The sequence below is a fragment of the Microbulbifer sp. YPW1 genome (assembly GCF_013367775.1).
Lineage (GTDB): Bacteria > Pseudomonadota > Gammaproteobacteria > Pseudomonadales > Cellvibrionaceae > Microbulbifer.
In genome coordinates, this window is record NZ_CP055157.1 from 2,598,624 (window position 1) to 2,622,599 (window position 23,976).

General features: G+C 58.1%; 21 protein-coding genes. 4 read left to right on the forward strand and 17 right to left on the reverse strand.

The window, feature by feature from the left end; genetic code table 11:
• Positions 1–13: 13 nt before the first annotated feature.
• The 8 genes from HUW35_RS10645 to rsxA form a co-directional block, all read right to left on the reverse strand.
• Positions 14–2,335: a transporter substrate-binding domain-containing protein gene (locus HUW35_RS10645; RefSeq protein ID WP_181252324.1), complete on the reverse strand. Its 2,322-nt coding sequence runs from the start codon at positions 2,333–2,335 to the stop codon at positions 14–16.
• 342 nt (positions 2,336–2,677) lie between these two features.
• Positions 2,678–3,400 carry a TetR/AcrR family transcriptional regulator gene (locus HUW35_RS10650; RefSeq protein ID WP_181252325.1) on the reverse strand — a complete coding sequence of 241 codons (723 nt, stop codon included), beginning with the start codon at positions 3,398–3,400 and terminating at the stop codon, positions 2,678–2,680.
• Positions 3,401–3,861: 461 nt separating this feature from the next.
• Positions 3,862–4,575: an electron transport complex subunit E gene (locus HUW35_RS10655; protein WP_181252326.1), complete on the reverse strand. Its 714-nt coding sequence runs from the start codon at positions 4,573–4,575 to the stop codon at positions 3,862–3,864.
• Positions 4,575–5,255, reverse strand: coding sequence for an electron transport complex subunit RsxG (rsxG, locus tag HUW35_RS10660; RefSeq protein ID WP_181252327.1), 681 nt, complete (start codon positions 5,253–5,255; stop codon positions 4,575–4,577). Before rsxG ends, HUW35_RS10655 begins: the two co-directional genes overlap by 1 nt.
• The gene (gene rsxD, locus HUW35_RS10665; RefSeq protein WP_181252328.1) at positions 5,255–6,307 is read right to left on the reverse strand and encodes an electron transport complex subunit RsxD; all 1,053 of its coding nucleotides are present in this window, start codon (positions 6,305–6,307) and stop codon (positions 5,255–5,257) included. Before rsxD ends, rsxG begins: the two co-directional genes overlap by 1 nt.
• A 38-nt stretch (positions 6,308–6,345) precedes the next feature.
• Positions 6,346–8,556 (reverse strand): electron transport complex subunit RsxC, encoded by a 2,211-nt coding sequence (rsxC, locus tag HUW35_RS10670; RefSeq protein ID WP_181252329.1) that lies wholly within the window; start codon positions 8,554–8,556, stop codon positions 6,346–6,348.
• A complete protein-coding gene (gene rsxB / locus HUW35_RS10675) occupies positions 8,553–9,161 on the reverse strand; it encodes an electron transport complex subunit RsxB (RefSeq protein WP_181252330.1) in 609 nt (202 codons plus the stop codon). Before rsxB ends, rsxC begins: the two co-directional genes overlap by 4 nt.
• A 12-nt stretch (positions 9,162–9,173) precedes the next feature.
• Positions 9,174–9,749, reverse strand: coding sequence for an electron transport complex subunit RsxA (gene rsxA / locus HUW35_RS10680; RefSeq protein ID WP_010132630.1), 576 nt, complete (start codon positions 9,747–9,749; stop codon positions 9,174–9,176).
• Between the two features lie 414 nt (positions 9,750–10,163).
• On the opposite strand from rsxA, the gene HUW35_RS10685 reads away from it, so the two are divergent.
• Together HUW35_RS10685 and yghU are read left to right on the forward strand one after the other, a co-directional pair.
• Entirely contained in the window at positions 10,164–10,730 is a 567-nt protein-coding gene (locus HUW35_RS10685) for a transglutaminase family protein (RefSeq protein ID WP_181252331.1), read from the forward strand.
• 70 nt (positions 10,731–10,800) lie between these two features.
• A complete protein-coding gene (yghU, locus tag HUW35_RS10690; protein WP_181252332.1) occupies positions 10,801–11,676 on the forward strand; it encodes a glutathione-dependent disulfide-bond oxidoreductase in 876 nt (291 codons plus the stop codon).
• 197 nt (positions 11,677–11,873) lie between these two features.
• On the opposite strand, the gene HUW35_RS10695 is transcribed toward yghU, so the two are convergent.
• From HUW35_RS10695 to HUW35_RS10710, 4 genes are all read right to left on the reverse strand, one after another.
• Complete coding sequence (locus tag HUW35_RS10695) at positions 11,874–12,761, reverse strand: NAD-dependent protein deacetylase (RefSeq protein ID WP_181252333.1); 888 nt, start codon at positions 12,759–12,761, stop codon at positions 11,874–11,876.
• Positions 12,762–12,891: 130 nt separating this feature from the next.
• Positions 12,892–13,341, reverse strand: coding sequence for a cyanase (gene cynS / locus HUW35_RS10700; RefSeq protein ID WP_181252334.1), 450 nt, complete (start codon positions 13,339–13,341; stop codon positions 12,892–12,894).
• Between the two features lie 47 nt (positions 13,342–13,388).
• On the reverse strand, positions 13,389–15,128 hold the full coding sequence (locus HUW35_RS10705; protein WP_181252335.1) for a bifunctional protein-serine/threonine kinase/phosphatase: 1,740 nt from the start codon (positions 15,126–15,128) through the stop codon (positions 13,389–13,391).
• Between the two features lie 127 nt (positions 15,129–15,255).
• Positions 15,256–16,104 carry a formate/nitrite transporter family protein gene (locus tag HUW35_RS10710; protein WP_181252336.1) on the reverse strand — a complete coding sequence of 283 codons (849 nt, stop codon included), beginning with the start codon at positions 16,102–16,104 and terminating at the stop codon, positions 15,256–15,258.
• 499 nt (positions 16,105–16,603) lie between these two features.
• Between HUW35_RS10710 and HUW35_RS10715 the strand changes: the two genes are divergently transcribed.
• Positions 16,604–17,959, forward strand: coding sequence for a nitrate- and nitrite sensing domain-containing protein (locus HUW35_RS10715; protein ID WP_181252337.1), 1,356 nt, complete (start codon positions 16,604–16,606; stop codon positions 17,957–17,959).
• A 4-nt stretch (positions 17,960–17,963) separates the two neighbouring features.
• Here HUW35_RS10715 and HUW35_RS10720 read toward each other — a convergent pair whose 3' ends face one another.
• The 5 genes from HUW35_RS10720 to metG all read right to left on the reverse strand — a co-directional run bounded on the left by HUW35_RS10720 (position 17,964) and on the right by metG (position 22,458).
• Entirely contained in the window at positions 17,964–18,206 is a 243-nt protein-coding gene (locus HUW35_RS10720; protein ID WP_181252338.1) for a hypothetical protein, read from the reverse strand.
• Positions 18,175–18,750, reverse strand: a complete 576-nt coding sequence (locus HUW35_RS10725; protein ID WP_181252339.1) for a hypothetical protein — start codon at positions 18,748–18,750, stop codon at positions 18,175–18,177. The genes HUW35_RS10720 and HUW35_RS10725 overlap by 32 nt, the downstream gene beginning before the upstream one ends.
• Before the next feature lie 81 nt (positions 18,751–18,831).
• A complete protein-coding gene (locus tag HUW35_RS10730) occupies positions 18,832–19,122 on the reverse strand; it encodes a YqjD family protein (RefSeq protein ID WP_078084456.1) in 291 nt (96 codons plus the stop codon).
• 116 nt (positions 19,123–19,238) lie between these two features.
• Complete coding sequence (locus HUW35_RS10735) at positions 19,239–20,171, reverse strand: D-2-hydroxyacid dehydrogenase (protein WP_181252340.1); 933 nt, start codon at positions 20,169–20,171, stop codon at positions 19,239–19,241.
• 247 nt (positions 20,172–20,418) lie between these two features.
• Positions 20,419–22,458: a methionine--tRNA ligase gene (gene metG, locus HUW35_RS10740; RefSeq protein WP_219932535.1), complete on the reverse strand. Its 2,040-nt coding sequence runs from the start codon at positions 22,456–22,458 to the stop codon at positions 20,419–20,421.
• 225 nt (positions 22,459–22,683) lie between these two features.
• On the opposite strand from metG, the gene apbC reads away from it, so the two are divergent.
• Positions 22,684–23,853 carry an iron-sulfur cluster carrier protein ApbC gene (gene apbC / locus HUW35_RS10745; RefSeq protein WP_305075927.1) on the forward strand — a complete coding sequence of 390 codons (1,170 nt, stop codon included), beginning with the start codon at positions 22,684–22,686 and terminating at the stop codon, positions 23,851–23,853.
• Positions 23,854–23,976 lie beyond the last annotated feature (123 nt).

Genomic DNA, 23,976 nt, shown 5'->3' on the forward strand with positions numbered 1-23,976 from the left:
TTCAGGGGCGCTGTCAATCGCCGGGTTTCCGGGAAAGTAGGCGCAAAATTTTCCTGCGCGCCGCATTTTCCTGAAAGCGCCAGGGTCGGGCCGGAGGCGTCAGCGGGCGCGGAATGATACCGATGAACAGCAAGGTGAGTACGGATGCCAGTGTGACATCGTTGCCCTGTTTCCGCTGATGGGCATCAAGCAGGGCGACATAGGTACGATAGCGTGACTCGATCTTGCGCACGTAATCATAGGGCTCCTTGCCCCGCGCATAGCCATAGCGCGCCTTGCGATAGTACTTTTTCTCTGATAGCAGCAGCATGGCATTTTCGACATTGCCGAACCAAACATTTCGGTCCCAGCCTTTATCTTCCGCTAGATCCTGCGCATCGTAAACGTGGCCCAGTCCCGCGTTGTAGGATGCCAGGGTAAACCACATCATGTTTTCCGGACTGATACCTTTGTCCTCGAACTTGCGGTATAGCCACTCAAGATATTTGATCCCCGCGCGCACGCTGTTTTCCGGATTGAACAGGTTTTTCTCTCCCACCTGTTTTCCAGTATCGGGCATCACCTGCATCAACCCTCTGGCGCCCACCCAGGATTTTGCTTTCGGGTTGAAGCTACTCTCCTGGAACATCTGAGCGACGATAAGCCGCCAGTCGAACGCATACTCTTGGGAATATTTCTGTACCAGGCCATCAAAAGGAGATATCTCGCCCTTTGCTGTCAGTTTTGTAATTTCCGGTCGCGTGGGTTTGGGGGAATTGAAATATCTTGTGTAGAGCTGCTTGCGCCGTTTTACGGTTTTGCTGCTGGCCATAAATGTATTGATCGCTTTGAGCAGTTCCGGGTTATCTTTTCGGACCATCCACGAGTGATCGTGATCATCGTCCAGGTCAAGGTCAAAGCGAATGTCATCGCGCCACCCGCGTTCCATATTTACGGTGATATCATCTGAGAATGTGTGATTGTAATTCTTCTCTGCAATTTGATCGAAGATCTCCTGGATATCCATGGTTTCCGGGGCCTGTTCCAGTTTAACGCCGGGAACACGTTTCTGAATTCTCTGGAACAGATCAAAATGGCTGCTCCCTTTGCGCAGGTGTATGGTGCGCCCAGAAAGGTCCTGCAGGTTCTTGATGTCGTCTTCTTTACGGGATACCACACCGACCTTGACCGAATGCGTCGCGTCACTGAAAGCCATCCCCTGGTCTTTGCGTCTCTGGGTAGGTGCGAGCAGGTTTGCCGCGATATCTGCCTTGCCGTCCTGCAACATCTGGATAAAGGATGCATGGTCGGGCGTAACGATAACTTCAAGGCGAAGCTTTTGTGACTTGGCAAAGTCTTCGAGAAGTTCGAATTCGTAACCGAGAACCCGGCCTTTCCACATGAAGTAACTGCCGGGGTTATTGCGTGTCACCGCACGCAGGATACCGCGTTTCTTTATCTCCTCTAGATCGCCTGTCGAGCGCTGGGTGGTTCGGGTGAGTTTTATGTGACGTATCTTTTCGTTGATGGCCTGCATGAACAGGGGAGAGTTCTTACGTATTGCCCACGCAATCTGACGCTCCTCGGGGAAAATAACGTTCTTCTTCAGATCACTGAGAAATTGCATGACCTGGCTGAGAGGCGCATCGTCAAGGATGGTGAAGTCGAAATCTTTTTGCGAGACCTCTACCGCCAGGTCCACGTAGTTAGTGTCCACAACCTTGACCTCAAGGCCCGGGTGCTGTTTGGCAAAACTGTGCGCGCGGGCCTCGTAAACAGTGCCGCGGGTTACCGCAAGCACCTTGCCTTTCAGATCGGTATTTTTATCGATGTCTGGTGCGTCCTTATGGGAAACCAGAACCAGATGTGTATTTGCCACCGGAATCGAGAAGTCGATTATCTTTTTGCGCTCGTCAGTGATTACCAGGTCATTGGCAATGATGTCTCCCTTGCCTTCATTCAGGTAATCGATCAGCTGAGCAAAGTTATTAACGTAGAGGACCACCGGCTCGAGACCGAGACGTTCTGCCAGTCTCCTCGCCTGGTCAATTTCAAGATCCTGACGGGTCGCGGCGCGGTGCAACGAGGCGATGGTGCCGATATCTACCAGAATACGCAGTTTGCCGTGTCTCTGAATTGCATCCAGGTCGCCAGTTTCCGTGTAGTTCTCGATTTTATCGATAGGGAATTCACCAGCCAGCTCCGGGGTCAGGGAAGAACTGCCCGGATCTGTCAGCAGTGTTATGTTGATGTCCTGCGTTTCGAAATCCCGATTCTGTGCGTCGCCTGTTTCTTTGGGCGGGTTATCTGCCTGGCCTTTTTTGGGGTTGGTCTGACCAGATGCTGGTTGCTGCACAGTTTGCTGTCTAGCCTGTTCCGGGTCATCGGTATTCCGGCTCTGGTGTCTATCGCAGCTGCTGATCAGCAGGAGTAATGCGGTGAACAGTATTCTGATTACTCCGAATACGAAATCTGTTCTGCGAGCATAGGGTTGCATGTTGTCTGCGAGTCCGTTGAGGTCGGATTAAATTGCAATTGTGGCTATGCGGTTAAGTCTAGCTATTACTGGGTGATAGGCGACGTTTCGGGTAATGAAGCGGAATAGATCGGAAGGTAAGCGGGCGGCTGGTAAGGGTAAAGAAATGATCAATCCGGCGCAGATGCGGGGTGCACGCTGCGCCGAAAATACCTGAGGTGATCAGGTGTCCTGTGGCTGGAGCAGAGGGCTCGTGGCGGGTGCGTCTGCAGTGGCGGGAATCAGTCCCTTGACCATCAGGGTGACCGCACGCTCCAGTAAAGGAGAGTCGATGGCGACGGCGCCGCTCAGCACCTGGAATTCCAGGTTGAGAATGGTGCCGTGACAGATCTGTGCCGCTGCGACCGGGTCTGTGAGTTTCAGTAGCTCAAAGAATTCCACGATCATGTTTTCCGTGGCCTGGTTGGCCATACGAACGGCGCGGGTGAGTTGCTCGTTGCGCAGCGCTTCGTTCTTGAATGCAAGCTCGATCACCCGGTGGTCACGGTTGCTGGCCTGGGAGCGGATATGCATCAACACGAAACGAGTGAGCTGTTGAATCAGCTGGCGGCGACCGGCGGGGGCGGCGAGTTGCTCTGGTGTCAGCTGGCGGGCGACCTCGAAGCTCTCTTCCCGAAGTGCTCGAGTCTCATCGATGTTTTGTTCTATGAAATAGGTAAAGGCGTCGCTGATCAGGTCGTTCAGATCTTTGAAGTAATAAGTGGTTGCTGCCAGTGGTACGGCGGCTTCTTTTGCCACGGCACGGTGACGGATACCACGGATACCTTCTTTGACGATCAGACGCAGGGTCGCTTCGAGAATGGCTTTGCGGCGTTGACGGCTGTCGGCGCGCTGGGCTTTACGCCCATGGTAGACCAGTTCAGACTTTCCATTGTCTAAAGTCATTTTGACGAGAATTCCTGTGCGGTAGTAAGCGAAAGCTATCGAGAATCAGGTACTACAAAATCCGGATGAAAATAGCGTGATAATTGGAACGCGGACTTCATTGTCCACGCCTGGTTTCAGTTCTCGGAAGGTCCCGTTTTTTATCGTTGTGCAATTAGTTTAACGAATGTCACAGACTTATTGCTACGAATAGTTTTGACCGGTCGGCCATTCCGGAACGACGGCGCTATTTTAGCGATGTGGTGTGCCTTGGCCACGTAAGAATTGAGGTTTGTGAAGTAAATCCCATTACACTTGCTTACACGGGATTTTATTTGAAGGATGCTTCGGGAAAGGGAGCTGCTTTATTTTGCGAGCGACAATAAATTGGTCGAAAAGCATCGATTGGTCGCAAAAGACTTGAGGGAAATGTTGCGGCTATGCGGAAAGCCCTGTTCGCTTCCCGCATGACTTTATAAACCTTACTGGATTTTCCCGGTGGTACGCACCCGTTTGCTTCCCTTGACGATATTGACTTCGGCCTGACGGCGACGTTCGATGCCTGCATCGATAGCATTTTTTGCTGCGATCAACAGGCCGGCGACCAGGAAGGCACCGGGAGGAAGTACCGCGACCAGAAAACCGGAGTAATCCTGTCCCAGCACCGGTAGGGTCCAGTTTGCGGCGATGGGCCCGAGCAGCAGATCCATATCGCTGAATAAGGTGCCGCGGCCGATAATTTCCCGCACAGCACCAATGACAATCAGTACCGCGCTGAAACCGGCCCCCATCATCAGGCCATCCAGCAGGGATGGCAGTACCGGGTTTTTACTGGCGAAGGCATCGGCCCGGCCGAGGATCGCACAGTTGGTTACGATCAACGGAATAAAAATACCCAAGACCAGATACAACTCGTAGGTAAATGCCTTCATCAGCAATTCGGCACAGGTAACGAAAGTGGCGATGATCATCACCGATGCGGGCAGGCGTACGGTTTCCGGCATCTGATGGCGCACCAGTGATACAGCTAGGTTGGAGCAGGCGAGTACCGCGGTCGTGGCGAGGCCGAGGCCGATGGCATTCACCACCGAGCCGGTGACCGCCAGCAGCGGGCAGAGCCCCAGCAGCTGCACGAGTGCCGGATTGTTTTTCCACAGGCCGTTGTGGGTGATTTCACTGTAGCTCGGGGTTGCCATCAGTCGTTCTCCTGCTCGGACTGCGCCGGGTCAATTTCAACCGCGCGCTTCGACACCGGTGCGCTGAAAATCTCCTGTTGATGCTCGGCGACGAAATCCAGCACCTTGCGCACTTGGTTGACCACAGCCCGCGGGGTGATGGTGGCACCGGTGAACTGGTCAAAAGCGCCGCCGTCTTTTTCTACTTTCCACATAGCGCGGCCGGGATCTTCCAGGGACTTGCCGTTGAAGGACAGAATCCAGTCGCTCTTTTTAACTTCTACTTTGTCACCGAGACCGGGTGTCTCCGCGTGGTTGGTGACCCGGACACCGGCGATGGTGCCGTCTCGGTTGACCCCTACCAGCATACGGATGGGGCCGGAGTAACCGTCCGGAGCCACGGTGGGGATGATTACCGCATCGATGGTGTCATTGCCCTCGCGCGCCAGATTGATATTCCCGCCCTGTTTCAGTCCCAGTAGGGCCCAGTACTGCTTTGGAATCGGGTAGGTGTCCACCAGCAGGTCGTTGCTATGGCGTTCGATGGGAATGATCTCCAGTAGCGCCTTGGCAGCCGCTTCGCGGATAGCGCGTTCGATGGGCTCGCGGGTGGTGATCTGGGTGACAGCGAGGGTGCCGGCGGTAACCAGTGCAAACAGCGCCAGAATGGCCGCGTTGCTACCGATGGAGCGTTTCAGCATTACTGTTCCTCCAGGTCGGTCGCCTTGCGCGCAGCCTTGTGACCGTAAGTGCGCGGCAGGGTGTAATTATCGATAAAGGGGGCGGCAAAGTTCATCAGCAGCACCGCAAAAGCCACGGCGTCGGGGTAGGCACCCCAGGCGCGGATAACGAATACCAGCAGGCCTACACCGGCACCGAACACCAGTCGTCCCCGGTTGCTGGTGCAGCCGCTCACCGGGTCGGTGACGATAAAGAAAGCGCCCAGCATGGTGGCGCCGGAGAACAGGTGCAGCAGGGGTGAGCCTTCACTCAGGGAGCTGCCGCCGTCGTAGAACACTACCGACAGCAACGCCAGTGTGGCGAGCATCGCCACCGGAGCATGCCAGGTAATCAGGCGACGGAACAGCAGGAACAGGCCACCGAGCAGGAAGCCGAAGTTGGCCATCTCCCAGCCCGCCCCGGCAATTTCCCCGTTGCTGAACATGGGCTCCATTTCATACAACTGGGCGAGGATGGTGGACTGGTTGTGACGCACGATTTCCAGCGGTGTGGCGCGGGTAAAGCCATCCACGCTCATGTTGCCGAAAATCAGGGAAAAGGTTTCACCAAGTCCCGGTGTGCCGTTGATCAGTTCCGCGGGTGCGACCCAGCGGGTCATTTCCACGGGAAAACTGATCAGCAGTACCACATAGCCCACCATTGCCGGGTTGAACGGGTTGTACCCCATGCCGCCGTAAAGCTGCTTGGCCAGCAGAATCGCGCTGATACTGCCGATCACGGGAATCCACCAGGGACAGTAGGGGGGCAGGGCGATGCCCAGCAGCAGTGCGGTGACCAGTGCACTGTAATCCTTCAGGTAAAAGCCTACCGGGCGCCCGCGCAGTTTCATCACCGCCGCTTCGGTGAGCAGTGCCGTGGCGGTACACAGGGCGATATTGAACAGCACGCCGGGACCGAAGAAGACCACCAGCGCCAGCACGCCGGGAATCGTCGCCGCCGCCACCTGCAGCATTACCTTGGCAGTGCTCTGGCCGGAGTGGGCGTGAGGGGATGTAACTCGCATCAGGGACATGGGGTTTCTCTATTCGCTCCCGGGGTACTTTTCCGAGGTTATTTACCTGAGCCCTGCTGGGCGGCCAGTTTTTCCTGCAGCTTGCCCTGCATTTTCTCCAGTGCGGTTTCGAAGGCGTCGGTATTCGGATCGTCTTCACTGCGCGCCTTGGCGAGGCGGGCTTCGGCTTTCTCCACCCGTTTTTTCAGCGCCTCGATCTCGTTCGCCAGTTTTTCTTCCGGCGTCATGCTGGCGCGGGCGGCGGCCGCGGCCTTGGCCTTTTCGATGGCCGCACCGGCTGCGCTGGAGGAGGCGCCGGCTACGGTGAGCTTGTCCGCGGTGACCGAAGGCTGTGCGGGACTCTCTTGCGCGCTTTCCGGGTTCTCCTTGCCGGCTTGCGTGGGTGCCTCCGCGACCTGCTTTTCCGCTTCGGCCAGCTTGTCGCGGGCCTCCTTCAGCTTCAGTTCGGCCGTTTTCAGCTGGGCTTCCAGGGGGGCCTTCTGCGCCTCTTCGGCCTCTGCCAGCTTCTTCTGCATGCGTTCCACACGGTGCTCGGCACTGGTGAGGGAGCGCTGGGCGCGCGCCAGCACCTGCTCGGGGGCTGCCTGTTTGGCTTTTACCCGTGCTAGCGCTGCAGCCACCACATCCGACTCCTGTTTGGCGGCTGTGGCTTCCGGGCTGTTGGCTTCCTGCTCGCGTTTTTTGCGCGCCTCTTCCGCGGCCTTCTTGCGCGCCAGTCGCTTGGCCTCTTTTTCCTGTTCCGCTTTTTCCAGACGCAGCTTGCGGTACTCGAAGCGCTCGCGGGCGCGATCCGCCTTCTCCTTCTCGGCGCGGGCCTCGCGGATATCGCCCTTGGCTGCGCGGTAGTACTGCACCAGGGGAATGCTCGACGGACACACGTAGGAGCAGGCACCGCATTCGATACAGTCGAACAGGTTGTACGCCTGCAACTTTTCGCGGTCTTCCGCCCGTGCATACCAGTAGAGCTGCTGTGGCAGCAGGCTGGCCGGACAGACCTCCGCACACAGACCGCAGCGGATACAGGCCTGGGCCGGTGGTGGCGCTGGCAGCTCCTGTTTACTGGGGGCGAGGATACAGTTGGTGGTTTTGACTACCGGCGCGCTGTCGTCCTCGATGGTGTAACCCATCATCGGGCCGCCGATCACGATACGCTGGAGCTGCTTGCGGTTCAGGCCGTGCTGCTCGAGCACATGGCGGATGGGGGTGCCCAGCGGAACTTCGATGTTGCGCTGACGATCGAGGGATTCACCCACCACAGTGGTGACCCGGCTGATCAGCGGTTCACCCAGAGCAATCGCACGGAATACCGCGCGCGCGGTGCCGACGTTCTGGCACACGACGCCCACATGGGCAGGCAGCCCCTCGTTGGGCACCTCGCGCCCGGTGAGAATCTGGATCAGCTGCTTCTCGCCCCCGGACGGATACTTGGTGGGAAAGACCACCACATGGAAGCGGGTACCGGCGGCAGCCTGCTTCATTGCCGCGATGGCTTCCGGCTTGTTGTCCTCAATGCCGATCAGCACCCGTTCCGGCTGGTCCAGCAGGTGAGCGAGTATTTCCACACCGCCGATGATCTCGCTGGCGCGCTCGCGCATCAGCATATCGTCGGCAGTGATATAGGGCTCGCACTCGGTGCCATTGATGATCAGGGTATCGATGGTGGCGCCGCCGCGGGGGTTCAGTTTGACCGCAGTGGGAAAGCCTGCGCCGCCCATGCCGGCGATACCGCAGTCGCGGATTTTTTCCAGCACGTCATCGATATCCCGACTGGCGTAGTCTTCCATCGGAGTAAGCGCACACCATTCGTCGCGGCCATCGGTGTGGATCTGGATACAGTCCGCCACCATACCGGATGGGTGGGGCACCGCCATGGGTTCGATGGCCACCACTTTGCCCGACGAGGGCGCGTGTACCGGGCAGCTCACCAGGCCGTCGGCCTCGGCGATCTTCTGTCCCTTCAGCACCAGGTCACCGAGCTTCACCAGGGGAATGGCGGTCCCGCCAATATGCTGGTTAAGCGGGACTACAAGATCTTCCGCCAGGGGAATACTGCCGATGGGCTCGCCGGTGGACTGGTGTTTGTTTTCCGGCGGATGGATGCCGCCGTGGAAATCATTGACCTTGAGTTCACGGGACAGGTCGCGCGCCTTTTCGCTGGCAATCAGGTGGGCCTCGCGGGCGGCGCGGCGCTCATCGGCAGAAAGGTGGCTGCTGGGTTCGCGCTGGTTGCGGTCGTTTAACTGGCTCATGCTGCACTCCGGTCATCGGTGTGCAGGTCGGGGCGGTCGCTGGCGATCAAGTCGATTCCGTCACTGGGTTTATTCGGGTGCCACTCCTGCAGGGAGGTTTCCACCGGCACCATGTCGATACAGTCCACCGGGCAGGGTTCCACGCACAGGTCGCAGCCGGTGCACTCGTCCACGATGACCGTGTGCATCTGCTTGGCCGCGCCGACAATGGCGTCTACCGGGCAGGCCTGGATGCACTTGGTACAGCCGATGCACTCCGCCTCGCGGATAAACGCCACTTTCTTGACGTCTTCCTCGCCGTGCTCTGCATCCAGCGGCACCGCTTCTACGTCCAGCAGATTGGCCAGTTCGTTGATGGTGGCCTGGCCACCGGGTGGACATTTGTTGATCGCCTCGCCATTGGCAATGGCCTCGGCGTAGGGCCGGCAGCCGGGGTGGCCGCACTGGCCGCACTGGGTCTGTGGCAGGATGGCGTCGATCTGGTCGACGATCGGGTCTCCTTCGACCCGGAAACGCACCGCGGCAAAGCCCAGCAGCGCACCAAATACCAGTGCCATGCCGCCGAGAATAAGCAGAGGCGTGGATACTTCAGACAACCAATCCATCGTCGCTCCTCCTTATACCAGTCCGCTGAAGCCCATAAAGGCCAGCGACATTAGTCCCGCGGTCATCATGCCGATGGCCGCCCCCTTGAATGGCTTGGGCACGTCCGCCACCGCGAGGCGTTCGCGCATCGCGGAAAACAGGATCAGAACCAGGGAAAAGCCCACCGCGGCACCGAACCCGTACAGGGTGGACTGTACGAAATTGTTGGCTTTCAGGGTGTTCTGCAGCGCCACACCCAGTACCGCGCAGTTGGTGGTGATCAGGGGAAGAAAGACCCCCAGCACCCGGTGCAGCAGCGGGCTGGTCTTTTCGATGAACATGCGCGCGAACTGCACCACCACAGCGATGACCAGAATGAAGGAGATGGTGCGCAGGTACTCCATGCCGAAAGGTTCGAGCAGGTAGGTGTTCACCAGATAGGAGCAGATCGCGGCCAGGGTGAGCACGAAGGTCGTCGCACCGGCCATGCCGATGGCCGTTTCCAGCTTGTTGGAGACCCCCATAAACGGGCACAGTCCCAGAAACTGTACCAGCACATAGTTGTTCACCAGGATGGTGGAGAGCAGAATGACGGTAAATTCGGTCATAGAGATTCCATTCGGCCCGCAGTACCCCGCCCGCAGGGCTTGATCGCGCAGCATAATCGCGGCAATAGTTGGCGGGCGGTACCGCGTCTGTACAAAATTTGGACATCAGGCCGGCAGCCGAGCGGCGAAGTGCGGCTCAATTTACCGCCTTGCGCGCATTTCCGCTGCGGTGGCGCGAAGATTGCAAATTTGCAAACTGTTGTTGCCAGAGTAGGGGGCGGTATTATGGGCGAGAGGAAATAGGCGTTCAACTTGCCATACCCCATGTCTGTGGATGGATCCCGGCTCCGATGGGCTGTGCCAATCGAATTTCGCAACTTTTGCCGATCCTATGTGAAGACCTCAATCGTCTGTTCATGACACTTTTGCTGTAGGCGACTCTTGCTTTTTAAGACCGACCATTAAAGACCGACCATGAAAGAATTCCTGGAATCCTCCGCCATCATCGACTGGGAGCACCCAGACATACTGGATATCGCCAGCGAGCTCACCTGTCTGTCTGGCGCCCGCTTCGGTACCGCCAGAAACTGCTTCAATTTCGTGCGTGATGAAATCCGCCACAGCGGGGACTTCGAGCTGAACCCGGTAACCTGCCGCGCCTCTGACGTATTGCGTGAGGGCACTGGCTTCTGTTTTGCCAAAAGCCATCTGCTGGCGGCGTTACTGCGCGCCAACGGCATTCCCGCCGGGCTCTGCTACCAGCGGCTTCTGCTGGATGAAGCACAGGGAAAGTATGGCCTGCACGGGCTGAACGCGATCTATCTCGAAGCTTACGGCTGGTTCCGGGTGGATGCGCGCGGCAACAAGCGCGGCGTGACCGCAGAATTCATCCCGCCCCAGGAGAGTCTCGCCTATACCCCATCCGCCGAGGGTGAGCGCGATCTGCTGGACATCTACAGCGAGCCCCTGCCCCAGGTGCTGGCAGTGTTACAGGAGCAGCAGACTTATTGCGGGGTGATCGAGCACCTGCCGGACGTTTGATATCCCGGCCCGGGGCGTTACTCTTGTCGACCAAATTGTCGATCCAATTTTCATTGAGACAGGAGTCAGTATGTCGGACGTGTATACCCCGCCCAAAGTGTGGCAATGGGATTCCGAAAGCGGCGGGCAATTCGCAAACATCAACCGCCCCATCGCCGGTGCCACCCACGACAAGGCCTTGCCCGTGGGCAAGCACCCGATGCAGCTCTACTCCCTGGCCACGCCCAACGGCGTCAAAGCCGCCATCATGCTTGAAGAGCTACTGGCGCTGGGACACGAAGGAGCCGAGTACGACGCTCACCTGATTCGTATCACCGAAGGCGACCAGTTCAGCAGTGGATTTGTCGACATCAATCCCAACTCCAAAATCCCCGCCCTGGTCGATCACAGCACCACACCACCGATCCGGGTATTTGAATCCGGTTCCATCCTGCTGTACCTGGCAGAAAAATTCGGCGCCTTCCTGCCCCACACACCAGAGCAGCGCACGGAAACCCTCAACTGGCTGTTCTGGCAGATGGGTGCCGCGCCATTTCTCGGCGGCGGCTTCGGCCATTTTTACGCCTATGCCCCGGAAAAATACGAATACCCGATCAACCGTTACACCATGGAAGTGAAGCGACAGCTGGATGTACTTGACCGCCAGCTGGCGGAGCATCCGTTTATCGCAGGCAAGGAATATACCATCGCGGATATGGCCATCTGGCCCTGGTACGGAGCAGTAATCAACAACGAAGCCTACGACGCCGCGGAGTTTCTCCAGGCGCACACCTACAAAAACGTCAACCGCTGGGTAAAAGAAATCGGCGAACGGCCCGCCGTGCAGCGCGGAAAAATGGTCAATCGCACCTGGGGTGAGCCATCTGAGCAATTGCATGAGCGGCACAATGCCAGTGATTTTGAAAATCGTACGCAGGATAAACTCGAAGATTCAGGTGAGAAATAATCCGAGTGCAGTGAAGGCTACATTGGTCTGAACTGAAGAAAAAGCTGTGGGTGAAAGGTTTCAAAACTGTCGGAAACAGGGATGTTTCCGACAGAGCGTACAGGGACGTATTTACAGCGGTTTTGAAACCTTTCACCCGCGGCTTTTTCGCTCCGCGGCTAGCTGCGAAGTGAAGGTGGAAAAGCCGATGACTCTGACTACAGGTGATCCAAAGTCGCGGCTAAAGTTTTTCCAATCCCCGCACTCAATTTCAAATCGAGTAAATCATCCGCCCGGGTGCGTCCCAGGTTCAGAGCTGCGATAGGCTTGCCCCATTCCTTCGCGTAGCGACAGAAACGAAAGCCGGAATACACCATCAGGGAAGAGCCCACTACCAGCAACGCATCACTGTTCTGTAGGGCATCCAGTGCCTGCTGCACCCGCAGCTTCGGTACATTGTCCCCGAAAAAAACCACATCCGGCTTGAGAATGCCGCGACAGTCCGGGCAGTCTGCCACCTGAAAACTGCTGAAGTCCACCTCCAGATCCGCGTCTCCATCCGGGGCGGAGTCCGCCGTATAGTGCCTGAATGCCGGGTTCAGATCGTAGCTGCGCTCGTGCACCGCCTGCCGGTTCTCGCGAAATGTACAATCCATACAGCGGATTTCATCCGCGCGGCCATGCAGGTCCACCACATTGCGACTGCCCGCCCGCTGGTGCAGACGATCCACATTCTGCGTTACCAGTAACTCGATATGCCCGCGTCGCTCCAGCTCTGCCAGGTGGTAGTGCGCCGGATTCGGCTGTGAATTGCGGATCAACGGCCAGCCGATCAGCGCGCGTCCCCAGTAGCGCTGGCGGGTGGCCTCACAGGCCATAAAATCCCGGTGATCCACCGGCGGCTTGCGCTTCCATTCCCCTTTACTATCGCGGTAATCCGGAATACCGGAATCGGTACTCACGCCCGCACCGGTGAGCACCATCAGTCGCGGGTAGCGCTGGATAAACGCCGCCAGTTGCGCGGCTGCAGCGTCAACAGAACTAGCTTCACCGACATCTTGACGGAGCGCATCGTTGATAGGGGAAGAAAGGGGACGCAAACTCATATACACGGGCCTCAGGTCTGGACCACTATTGTAATCGAGTCTGACACAAACAGGTTGCAGGGGCGTGACGCTGACGCGCGGGGCGCCAGCGTCTGTTTGTCGCCGCCGGGGTGAAGGAAGAGCGTGCGAGTCAGTAGGTCTTGTACGGCAGGAACTTGCCCGACATCACCATATTCACCCGGTCTCCCTTGGGGTCTTCCTCACGCTGGATATCCATGGAGAAATCGATGGCGCTCATGATCCCATCACCGAATTCTTCGTGAATCAGCTCCTTGATGGTAGTGCCATATACGTTGACCAGCTCGTACAGGCGGTAAATCAGCGGATCCGTGGGAACCGCTGTGGGCAGCGAGCCCTTGTAAGGGGCAATCTGCAACCAGGCGATGGCCTCATCACTGAGGTCAAACAGTTCGCCCACAATGGCAGCCTGCTGTTTGGTGAGCGTCATCTGCCCGAGGCAGGCGGCCGTGGTCCACTCTTTGGACTGTCCCACGGCGTCTGCCACCTGTCCCCATTTCAGGTCCTTGCGCACCTTGGCGGAGAGAATCATGGCGGTAACTTGCTCGCGATTGCTGATCATGGAATGGCTCCTGTGTGTTTTCGAGGTTGTCGGTGAAATTTACTGGCTCAGGTAGTGCTGGAAATCAGGCTCAGCAAGTAAAAAATTATCAGTAGCAGAACACCGCTTACCGACTGCCAGAAGCGCACCGGATAGCGCTCGATCAACGGCGGGCGGGTAGTGTTCAGATATTCCGGGTTGGGGTGGCGGAGTTCGTAGGCAAATTCCGACAGCGCCTCGTGCCGGCGCAACGGGTTCGGCTGCAGTGCTTTTCTCAGCGTGGCATCGATCCATGTGGGAATCTCACGGGTTTCACTCAGCACGCTGCGATAGCGCAGGCGGTGCTGTGCAGCCACCGTGGTGCACCGGGCCACCTGCGTTCCGTAGGGAAATTCCGCGGAGAGCAGGTGATAGGTGAGTACCGCCAGGGAAAAAAGATCCGAGCGCGGGCTGCCCATATCGCCGAGAAAATATTCCGGGGCACTGTACAGCGCGGTACCGAGAATCAACTGGCCATTTTCGGCGGCGCCGTCTGCATAGCTTTCCGCAATCCCCGCTACCCTGGCAGAGCCCAGGTCGATCAGCGTGACGGTACCCGCACTGCTGATCATGATGTTTTCCGGGCGCAGGTCCTGGTGCAGGATTTCCGCCCGGTGCAGGGCCTGCAGTCCGCGCGCGATCTGCTCGACAATATTGCGTACCGTTTCCAGATTCGGGCTGGGGTTGTCTGTCATCCACTGTCGCAGGGTCTGGCCCTGCACCAGTTCCATTGCGGTGTAAACGAAGTTGCGCTGGCGGCGGTTACTTGCGGCGCGCACCACATGGGCACTGTTGACCCGCCGCGCGATCCACTCCTCCATCAACAGCCGTTGCAGGTAGGCCGGATCATCGGAAAGATCGATGGACGGGGTCTTCAGGATCACCGGTGTGCCGCTGTTCTGGTCGCTGGCCAGGTAGACATGACTGCGACTGCTGGCGTGGATCTCGCGCTCGATGATGTAGCCGTCAAACTGGTCGCCGGCTTTCAGTAGCGGAGGCAGTGGCAGCGCGCCCGCCTGATCCATCAGCTCCGGCCTTGGTTCCGGGAGTGTGTCCACGCGCACCAGCTGCACGGTGAGATTATCGTCACTGCCATTCGCCAGTGCGGCAGCCACCAGGGTTTTCGCGGCGCTGTCGAGGCAGCTGTCCTGTTGTTCCAGATATTCGATCAGGTCCTTGTGGGAGAGCGCTTCGTGCACGCCATCGGTGGTGAACAGGAACAGGTCACCGGTTTCCAGTGGCAGGCGCCGGTAGTCCACATCCACCTGCTGCTCCGCACCCAGGGCGCGGCTCAGGTAACTGGTTTGTTCGCCAACCCACTGGCGATGGTCGTGGGTAAGCTGTTCGAGAGAACCCCGGCGAAAGCGGTAGATCCGCGAGTCGCCAAGGTGGAAAAGATGCGCTTCAGCGCCTTTGAAGATGGCAGCACTGAAGGTGCACACGTAGCCCTTGTCCCTGTCGTAGCGGAAAGGACTCTGGCGGGTTTGTTGGTACAACCACGCATTGGTGGCCATGAGTACCTGTTGCGCGGCGATCTGCACGCTCCAGCCGTCGGAAGTACAGTAGTAGTCGTCGAGAAAGCTCTTGACCGCGGTCTCGCTGGCAACGCCACTGACGCTGCTGCTACTGATTCCATCGGCGATGGCGAATGCCGCACCCTTGAGGCCCAGGTGTGGCTCCGATGGTAGTCGCGCACCACAGCGGTCCTGGTTTTCGGCTTTTACGCCGGCACTGGAGTGTTGACCGACCGCAAGGGAAATTGTGTTCATAGATTTATTCGAGATCCGCAGTGATCGCTACCTGGAAGGACTAGTGCTGAGTACGCTTCCGGGAGTCGGTCCCCTCGCGCACCACGCGGGGTTTTCGCGCGAGGGGGCAGCGATACGGAAGCCGATATCAGGCCATGGCTTCTTTGCCAGGCTTTGCGGTTGCGGTGGTCAGCTGACGCTTGGGCGCAGTTTTGTAGTGGGTGCTGTAAAGGGTCAGGCCAGTGAACGCGAGGCCACCCACCAGGTTGCCCAGCGCGGTGGGGATCTCGTTCCAGATAAAGTAATCCAGTACGGAAAAATCACCGCCCATCAACATCGCGGTGGGGAACAGGAACATGTTCACCACGGAATGCTCGAAGGCCATAAAGAAGAACAGCATGATGGGCATCCACATGGCCAGAACTTTACCGCTCACGTGGGTGGAAATCATGGCTCCCACTACGCCCATGGATACCATCCAGTTACACAGCATGCCGCGCAGGAAAATGGTGAACCAGCCAGCGGCACCGTATTCCGCGTAACCCAGGGTACGCGCTTCACCAATGGAGGAAAGCTTGGCGCCAACGGCCCCCGGCTCGGTGTTGAAGCCCATGGTAAACACAAACGCCATGATGACAGCCACGGTCAACGCGCCGGCAAAGTTGCCCAGGAAAACCAGGCCCCAGTTGCGCAGAATCCCCTGAATGGTCACCCCCGGACGCCGGTCGAGCCAGGCGAGTGGTGTAAGAACAAACACACCCGTAAGCAGGTCAAAGCCCATCAGGTAAAGCATGCAGAAACCGACAGGGAACAGTATTGCCCCGATTAAGAAGACACCGGTTTGCACGGCGACGGTAACTGCGAACACTGCCGCCAGGGCGAGAATGGCACCGGCCATGTAAGCGCGCACCAGGGTGTCGCGGGTGGACATGTAGATTTTGGATTCCCCCGCATCGACCATTTTGGTCACAAATTCATTGGGAACGAGATAAGCCATAGTTATCACCTTGTTGAAGTTTGAGGACCGGTTGTCCATCTGTGCTGAACGTAGGTGCGTGTACAGGGTGAATGTGTTCGCACCGAAAATTCTGGGCACAAAAAAAAAGGCGCCCACACAGACCTGCCGAAGCCGGAAAGTGATGGACGCCTTTATCCAGTGTGTTCTGTTTGTCGCGGGCGCGATGCCCAGCGGGATCGTGCTTACCCCCTGCACAAGATCCCCGCACCAGAGATAAAAGCAATCTCGGTGCCAACTTTTTCCTGCCCTATGAATTCGCGGGAAATTGCGGATATGGCACTAATTCCTAATTTATTGGCGCAAGAAAATGCTTGTCTAGCGCGTCTTTGCCCATTTTTGGTGCGCGATTCCCGTCGGTGGGCACAGTGAGTATTGGGGCTCGGGAATTGGAATGAAATTTTTCGGAGCATGCCCCCGGCACTGGAATATTTATTGCTGCACTAGTGATATCCATCATTCTTCGCCGGAATATGCCGTCATGCCCAATCACAGTGAAGATGCAGAGAAATTCCTGCTGGCCGCCAAGCGTTCAGAGATTCAGGCGCTGGAGCGGCTGACGGGCAGTTGCGAACTGGTGACTACGGTTTCCGACCTGGTACACCAGCTGCAGCGCGAGCGGGGTATCAGCAATATCTACCTGGTTTCCGCGGGCTTTCGTTTCTCTTCCCTGCGTGCTGAGCAGATGCAAGCCTGCAGCGCCAGTGCCGACACCTTTCGGCAGTTGCTGCACGACCAGTACCTGCAGGAAGGCAAATGCAATAATCCCCGGGATATGCGTCTGCTGAACAGCATCGCCTATTCCCTGCATGGGCTTGACGAGCTGGCGGAGCTGCGCAGGCATATTGATGCGTTTGAGGTCAGTGCGCTGGAATCCACTGATGCATTTTGCCGGTTGATTGCCGGGTTATTGTCGGTGGTATTTGAGGCGGCGGACGTGGCGGATGACCCGGAAGTAACGCGTCTGTTAGTGGCGCTGTTCAACTTTATGCAGGCCAAGGAATTTTCTGGTCAGGAGCGCGCCTGGGGTGCCATCGGTTTTGCCAGTAGCCACTTCGATGAACGTTTGCACGAGCGTTTGGTGCACTTGCAGGACTGCCAGCGGCGCAGCCTGGAAATCTTTCTGGAATTTGCCGGCGACACCGAACGGGCCCGCTGGCAGGCCATTGAAGACAGTGACGAGACCCGCGACCTGAACCGGTTGCGCAGGGTGATTGCTGGCTTGAAAAATGGTGAGCCGATTGCCTCGGAGGTGAGCGAAGTCTGGTACCAGCTCGCCACCGCGCGGATTGATTCCATGCACCGGCTGGAAGATACCATGGCCGCGCGCCTGTTGAAGGTCAGTCGAAAACGGGTGGCGGACGCGCAATCGGAGCTGGGACACCACTATGCCCAGCTGCAAAAATTGAAATCCACCGACTGGAGCCGGCTGCCGGCTCTCGCGGTATTGTTTGATCCCGAAGTTCCGGGGCTCTATGGGCGGGCGTCTACCGCTGGAGTGCCGCCCCTGCATGGCCAGCACCTGGCCCACTCCCTTTACGACCTGATTCGGTCCCAAGTCGCGCATATCCATCGGGTCAGCGAGGAGCTTGAAGAAACCCGCCGCGCACTCACCGAGCGCAAGCTGGTTGAACGCGCCAAAGGCGTCTTGATGCGCAGTCTGCGACTCAACGAAGACGAAGCCTATCGCACCATGCAGCAACGGGCGATGGAAATGAATCTGAAGCTCGCAGAGGTTGCGGCGAAGATCATCGAGATTGGTAACCGGCGCGGGTCACTGGACTACAGGGGAAAAAATCCGCGGCCTGAAGGAGCCACACGCGGTGGCCCCGGCTAACACATCAAAATGCCCGCAGGGTGAGATACCAGTTGAAGAGGGTGTGGGGTGCAGGCGTATTGAAGAAGCGCTGCAGGATGAATCCGCTGGCGAAGGCTACGCCCATTGCCACCGGCAGGGGAATTCGTCTTGTCTGTACCAGCGCCTGGGCCCGCTGCTGTTGCAGCAGGCTGAGCGCACTGCGTCGCTGCAATGCCATATCCTGGCGACAGGTTTCAATCTGCCTGTTTAAAGAGCGCAGTGACATCGTCGAGTGCCTCCTTTGCCTGTTTCTTGCTTTCTTCAAATCCGAGCAATTTGCGCAAGCTGTTGATCGACAGTAGCAGCCCGGCAACAATCAGAATTTGCGACAGCACAAAAACCCCAAAGCCGATATAGACCGACTCGAAGAGATAGTAACCGAGTAATCCCAGTCCCGCGCACAGGCTTACGAGCAGGGCAATGGCGAGGAAAAACAGCACCAGTAGAAACAGCACAATACGCTTGCCGGCACTGAGTGTGCGCTGAAATTCAAGCTGTACCAGGCGGGTAAAATTTTCCGACCAGGCTGCGGCTACCGTCATGGTGGCTTCGGCGCGCTGTATCAACTGGTCGATCTCCGAGCCGCTGTGGGCGGTGGAGGGTTCATCGTTAGGTAAATGATCCCGGCTGCGAGATTCCGCAGCCGGTGGGGATTCTTCCTGGAATTGGTTTTCTGTATCGTCACTATTCGCGTGACTATCCAAGTCACTGTTCAGGTCACTGTTCTCGTGACCATGCGCGCGCTTTCCGGGTTTGTCAGAACCGGCCATTCAGTAATCCCCTCGGGTCGAAAATAATTATCCACAATCCGCGGTACTTGTTCGCGGATTTACAGACGCTTACCGGAAAGGTCACTTGAGTATTTTGGCAATCAGCCAGCCCGCGGCAAATGCACAGCCCACACTGACCAGAGGATGTGCCTTGATGGAGCTCTCCGCCCGCTCTGCCACATCGTGTGCGCGCTGCTTGCCTTTCTCTACGGATTCCTGGGTACGTGCCTTCACGTTGTCCGCGGTCGCCCGCGCTCTGGCTTTGACATGATCTGCGGTGTCGTGCGCCGCTTCGCCGGCCAGGTGGTAGGCCTGATTCAGCTTCTCGCGCGTGGAATGGGTCCCGCTGTTTGGGGATTTTGCAGTTGCCATGACGCTCTCCTCCGATAGTAAAGGTGAGCGCCAAGGTTAGGATCGGGCGGGGTGCAGTCGCAGGGGAATTTCGCGAAAAGTTATTATTGGTCTGAGCGGCGTTTTCTTTATAGCTTTCAGGTATTGCGCCACTCGCGGATATTATTGACCACACCGTCTAACAAGCGCTGTCGGCTCTCGCGGCTGATCCACGCATTGTGCGGGGTGATGATCAGGTTGGGAATGTCATCCGCCAGCAGCGGGTGATCGGCGGGAGGCGGTTCCACACTCAGCACATCCAGCGCTGCGCCCCCGATATCGCCATTTTTCAGCGCTGCCACCAGTGCATCTTCATCCACCAGGCCGCCGCGCGCAGTATTGACCAGGAAAGCGGAATTTTTCATCGCCCCGAGAAACTGCTCGTCGACCAGAGTATCGGTTTCATCGGTGAGCGGGCAGTGCAGGCTGATTACGTCGGCCTCACTCAGCAGCCGCTCTAAAGGTACCCGCCCGGCTTTTTTCTCACCGGTAAAAGAGTCCGCGATCAGGATATGCATTCCCAGCGCCTCGCCCAAGCGGGCCACCTTCTGCCCGAGGTCTCCGTAACCGATAATGCCCAGGTTTTTGCCCGCCAGTTCCATCACGGGATAATCCAGCCGGCAGAAAATGGGCGACTGTGTCCAGCGTCCTTTGCCCACATCGTCGCTGTACTGGTGCCAGCGGGTGGCCAGGGCAAGTATCAATGCGACGGTGTGTTGCGCGAGGGAACTGCCCGTATATCCGGCCACATTCATGACCGGAATGTTTTTCTGCGATGCGGCATCCAGATCAATATTGTTGGTGCCGGTGGCGCAGACACAGATCAGTTTCAGGTTGGGGGCACCGTCGATCAGTGCGCGGTCGAGAACGACTTTATTGGTGATAACCACATCCGCATCCTTGATGCGTTCCGCCGTTTCTTCGGGTGCTGTGGTTTCAAAATAATCCCAATGATCCAGAATACCTTCCAACGCCGAAGTATCCAGCTCTTCAAGCTTCATGGTCAGCGTATCGAGAAAAACACCACGCATCAGATTAACCCTTTCTTACCGCAAGCAAACTCTCCGCTAAGGCACACAGGGGCGGTACCCTGCGGAATATTTAGCGGTGAAATTGTGGAGTATCAAGCTCTCCGCTAAGGCCCTCAGGGGCTGTTTTCTGCGGAATATTTGCCGATGAGGTTGTGGAGCAGAAAACTGCCTCTGAGGGCCGCCCCACCGTTACTAAACAACGCAAAAGCGGGCTCAAAAGCCCGCTTCCATCCCGTCACAATTCGGATCACATTACCCGCATGCCAGGCTGCGCACCCGCGTGCGGTTCCAGGATCCACAGATCCTTGCCGCCCGGCCCCGCCGCCAGCACCATGCCCTCACTCACGCCAAAGCGCATCTTGCGCGGCGCCAGGTTGGCCACCATCACCGTGTGCTTGCCGATCAGGTCTTCCGGGCTGTAAGCGCTCTTGATACCGGCAAATACATTGCGTGTCTCACCGCCCAGATCCAGGGTCAATCGCAGCAGCTTGCCTGCGCCTTCCACATGTTCGGCATTGGCAATCAGGGCAATACGCAGATCCACCTTGGCGAAATCGTCGAACTGGATCTGATCCGCAATGGGATCGTCCGCCAGTGGTCCGGTGGCCGCTTTGGCCTCAGCCTGCAGCTGCGCCAGGGACTCCTTCGCCGCCTCCTGCATGGCTTCTACCTGCGTCTTTTCAATACGCTGCATCAGCGGCTTGAACTTGTTGATGGTGTGGCCGGCCAGCGGTGTGGTAGCAGTATGCCAGTCCAGTGCGGTACCCAGGAATGCCTCCGCCTTTTGGGCGGTCTCTGGCAGTACCGGCGCCAACCAGGTCATCAGCGCGCGGAACATGTTCACGCCCTGAGAGCAGATCGCCAGCACCTCGTCTTCCTTGCCTTCCTCCTTGGCCAGTGACCAGGGGGCCTTATCCGCAATCCACGCATTGGCCGCATCCGCCAGCGCCATAATCTCGCGGGTAGCGCGGCTGTATTCGCGGGCCTCGAAGAACTCGGTAATGCGCGGATGGGCTTCCACAAACTGGTTCCACAGCGCCTCGTCTGCCAATTGATCGGCCAGAGCGCCGCCCGATTTGCTGACGAACTTGGCAGTGCGCGAGGCGATATTCACCACCTTGCCCACCAGGTCCGAGTTCACCTTGGCGATAAAGTCTTCCAGGTTGAGGTCGAGATCATCCACACCGGCGGTGAGCTTGGCGGCAAAGTAATAGCGCAGGTATTCCGGGTCCAGGTGATCCAGGTAATTGCGCGCATTAATGAAAGTGCCGCGGGACTTGGACATTTTCTTGCCATTGACGGTCAGGAAACCGTGTACACACACCTTGTTGGGGGTGCGGAAATCGGCCGAGTCCAGCATCGCCGGCCAGAACAGCGCGTGGAAGTTGACGATGTCCTTGCCGATAAAGTGGTACACCTCGGCGGCGCTGTCTTTTTTCCAGTACTCCTGCCAGTCCAGGCCTTTGCCATCGCAGTAGTTTTTCAGGCTCGCCATATAGCCGATCGGTGCGTCCAGCCAGACGTAAAAGTACTTGCCCGGGGCATCGGGGATTTCAAAACCGAAATAGGGCGCATCGCGGGAGATGTCCCATTCCTGCAGCCCCTCGTCCAGCCACTCGGACAGCTTGTTGGCGACTTCATCCTGCAGGGTGCCGGAACGGGTCCACTGCTTGAGGAAATCGGTGAATGCCGGCAGGGTGAAGAAGAAGTGTTCGGACTCCTTTTCCACTGGAGTGGCACCGGAGACGGCCGATACCGGATTGATCAACTCGGTGGGGCTGTAGGTGGCGCCGCAGGCTTCACAGTTATCGCCGTACTGATCTTCGGTCTTGCACTTGGGACAGGTGCCCTTGATGTAGCGATCCGCCAGAAACAGTTCTTTTTCCGGATCGAAGGCCTGGGTAATGGTGCGCGAGGCAATATGGCCATTTTCCCGCAGGCGCTTGTAAATCATCGCAGACAGTTCGCGGTTTTCCTCGGAATGGGTGGAGTGGTAGTTGTCCACACCGATGAGGAAGTCGTTGAAGTCACGCTGGTGCTCCGCCTGCATGTTGGCGATGTGCTGCTCCGGGGTCAGACCCAGTTGCTCGGCCTTCAACATGATCGCGGTGCCGTGGGCGTCGTCCGCGCACATGTACAGGCACTGGTTGCCCTGGGCGCGCTGGAAGCGGGCCCAGATATCGGTCTGGATGTACTCGAGAATATGACCCAGGTGCAGGGAGCCGTTTGCATACGGCAGTGCACTGGTGACGAGAATGTTTCTGGGTTGATTGTCGGTCTGAGACATCATGGCTTCCAAAGGCTGCGAGACTTGACGGTTTCAATTGAGTTTGCGGCGGCCCGGGGCCCGGCAAGGCGCTCGGTGCGGCCGGAAAAGAGCGCGGAATATAGCAGAAATGGGGCCTGCAAGGCACCCGCTGCCGTTTGTGCTGTGGGGCAACCTACCCTTGTGCTGGCGGCAGGGGTTCCGCCAAAATGCCGCCACTCATCGCCAGTCAGTAAGGAAAACACTGTGACCGATCACAATCACGACCACGATCATGACCACGAAGACATTCCCGCCGATGTCCAGGCCCAGCTGGAGCGGGTCGCAGAGGTGATCGGCGCGCTGGAAGACCCGGCGACGGGCCAGCCGCTGGACCAGCTGGAGGCGGATATCGAAGTCGGGTTTGACGAGGGCACCGTTTACACCGGCGTGACGCTCGGCTACCCCTGCGCCAGCCAGCAGGAGGCGTGGGCACAGCGGGTGCGCACCGCCTGTGCGCCACTGCTCGCGGAGGGCCCCCTCGCCGGGGCCGAAATCCAGAGTGATCTGTATTTCCATATCGCACGTACAGACAGTGGTGAGGTGCCGGAATCTCTGCGCGCAGTGAAAAACATCATTGCCGTGGCCTCGGGCAAGGGCGGTGTCGGCAAGTCCACCACCGCGGTGAACCTGGCCCTGGCACTGGCCGCTGAGGGTGCCAGCGTTGGGCTGCTGGATGCCGATATCTACGGCCCCAGCTTGCCCACCATGCTGGGGACCGAGGGGCTGCGACCGGAGGTGAAGGGTGGCAAGTTCTTTGTGCCCATCCCGGCACAGGGAATCCAGACAATGTCTCTGGGCTACCTGCTCACCGAAGACACCCCGGCGGTGTGGCGCGGCCCCATGGCCAGTGGCGCCCTGAACCAGATGCTGACCCAGACCCTGTGGGGCGAGGGGACAGAGGATGGCGAGCTGGATTACCTGGTGGTCGATATGCCACCGGGCACGGGCGACATTCAGCTGACCTTGTCGCAGAAGGCCGCACTGGCCGGCGCGGTAATCGTGACCACTCCCCAGGATCTGGCGCTGGTGGATGCGATCAAGGGGGTGGAAATGTTCCACAAGGTGTCGGTACCGGTGCTGGGTATTGTCGAGAATATGGCGCTGCACACCTGCTCGAATTGCGGTCATCAGGAGCCGATATTCGGCAGTGGCGGCGGCGATCGCATAGCCGAGGAATACGATACCCGCTTGCTGGGCCAGTTGCCGCTGGCGATGGCGATCCGCGAGCAGACCGATAGTGGCAAGCCGACGGTGGCCGCACAGCCAGATGGCGAAGTGGCTGCGCTGTATCGGGAGATCGCACGCAAGGCCGCCGCACAGGTGTGGCTGGATGCGGATAGTGAAGGTGGGCTGCCAGAGATTGATCAGGGCTAACGGTATTTGTGTTCAGAATGCCGCCTAGTACGATCGTGCAAATTGCGGTTCTTTAGGCGGGTCATTTACGTCGGTGAGTTGGACCTGTATCCCCATCTATGTGGTGTGACTGGGCCGACTGTA

Coding starts and splice junctions, on each gene's coding strand:
- HUW35_RS10650 (WP_181252325.1), bottom strand. CDS start 3,400: ATGACTTTAGACAATGGAAAGTCTGAACTGGTCTACCATGGGCGTAAA.
- rsxD (WP_181252328.1), bottom strand. CDS start 6,307: ATGTCCCTGATGCGAGTTACATCCCCTCACGCCCACTCCGGCCAGAGC.
- HUW35_RS10685 (WP_181252331.1), top strand. CDS start 10,164: ATGAAAGAATTCCTGGAATCCTCCGCCATCATCGACTGGGAGCACCCA.
- rsxG (WP_181252327.1), bottom strand. CDS start 5,255: ATGCTGAAACGCTCCATCGGTAGCAACGCGGCCATTCTGGCGCTGTTT.
- HUW35_RS10735 (WP_181252340.1), bottom strand. CDS start 20,171: ATGCGTGGTGTTTTTCTCGATACGCTGACCATGAAGCTTGAAGAGCTG.
- HUW35_RS10715 (WP_181252337.1), top strand. CDS start 16,604: ATGCCCAATCACAGTGAAGATGCAGAGAAATTCCTGCTGGCCGCCAAG.
- yghU (WP_181252332.1), top strand. CDS start 10,801: ATGTCGGACGTGTATACCCCGCCCAAAGTGTGGCAATGGGATTCCGAA.
- HUW35_RS10655 (WP_181252326.1), bottom strand. CDS start 4,575: ATGGCAACCCCGAGCTACAGTGAAATCACCCACAACGGCCTGTGGAAA.
- HUW35_RS10725 (WP_181252339.1), bottom strand. CDS start 18,750: ATGGCCGGTTCTGACAAACCCGGAAAGCGCGCGCATGGTCACGAGAAC.
- rsxC (WP_181252329.1), bottom strand. CDS start 8,556: ATGAGCCAGTTAAACGACCGCAACCAGCGCGAACCCAGCAGCCACCTT.
- rsxB (WP_181252330.1), bottom strand. CDS start 9,161: ATGGATTGGTTGTCTGAAGTATCCACGCCTCTGCTTATTCTCGGCGGC.
- HUW35_RS10695 (WP_181252333.1), bottom strand. CDS start 12,761: ATGAGTTTGCGTCCCCTTTCTTCCCCTATCAACGATGCGCTCCGTCAA.
- metG (WP_219932535.1), bottom strand. CDS start 22,458: ATGTCTCAGACCGACAATCAACCCAGAAACATTCTCGTCACCAGTGCA.
- HUW35_RS10710 (WP_181252336.1), bottom strand. CDS start 16,104: ATGGCTTATCTCGTTCCCAATGAATTTGTGACCAAAATGGTCGATGCG.
- rsxA (WP_010132630.1), bottom strand. CDS start 9,749: ATGACCGAATTTACCGTCATTCTGCTCTCCACCATCCTGGTGAACAAC.
- HUW35_RS10705 (WP_181252335.1), bottom strand. CDS start 15,128: ATGAACACAATTTCCCTTGCGGTCGGTCAACACTCCAGTGCCGGCGTA.
- HUW35_RS10720 (WP_181252338.1), bottom strand. CDS start 18,206: ATGTCACTGCGCTCTTTAAACAGGCAGATTGAAACCTGTCGCCAGGAT.
- HUW35_RS10730 (WP_078084456.1), bottom strand. CDS start 19,122: ATGGCAACTGCAAAATCCCCAAACAGCGGGACCCATTCCACGCGCGAG.
- cynS (WP_181252334.1), bottom strand. CDS start 13,341: ATGATCAGCAATCGCGAGCAAGTTACCGCCATGATTCTCTCCGCCAAG.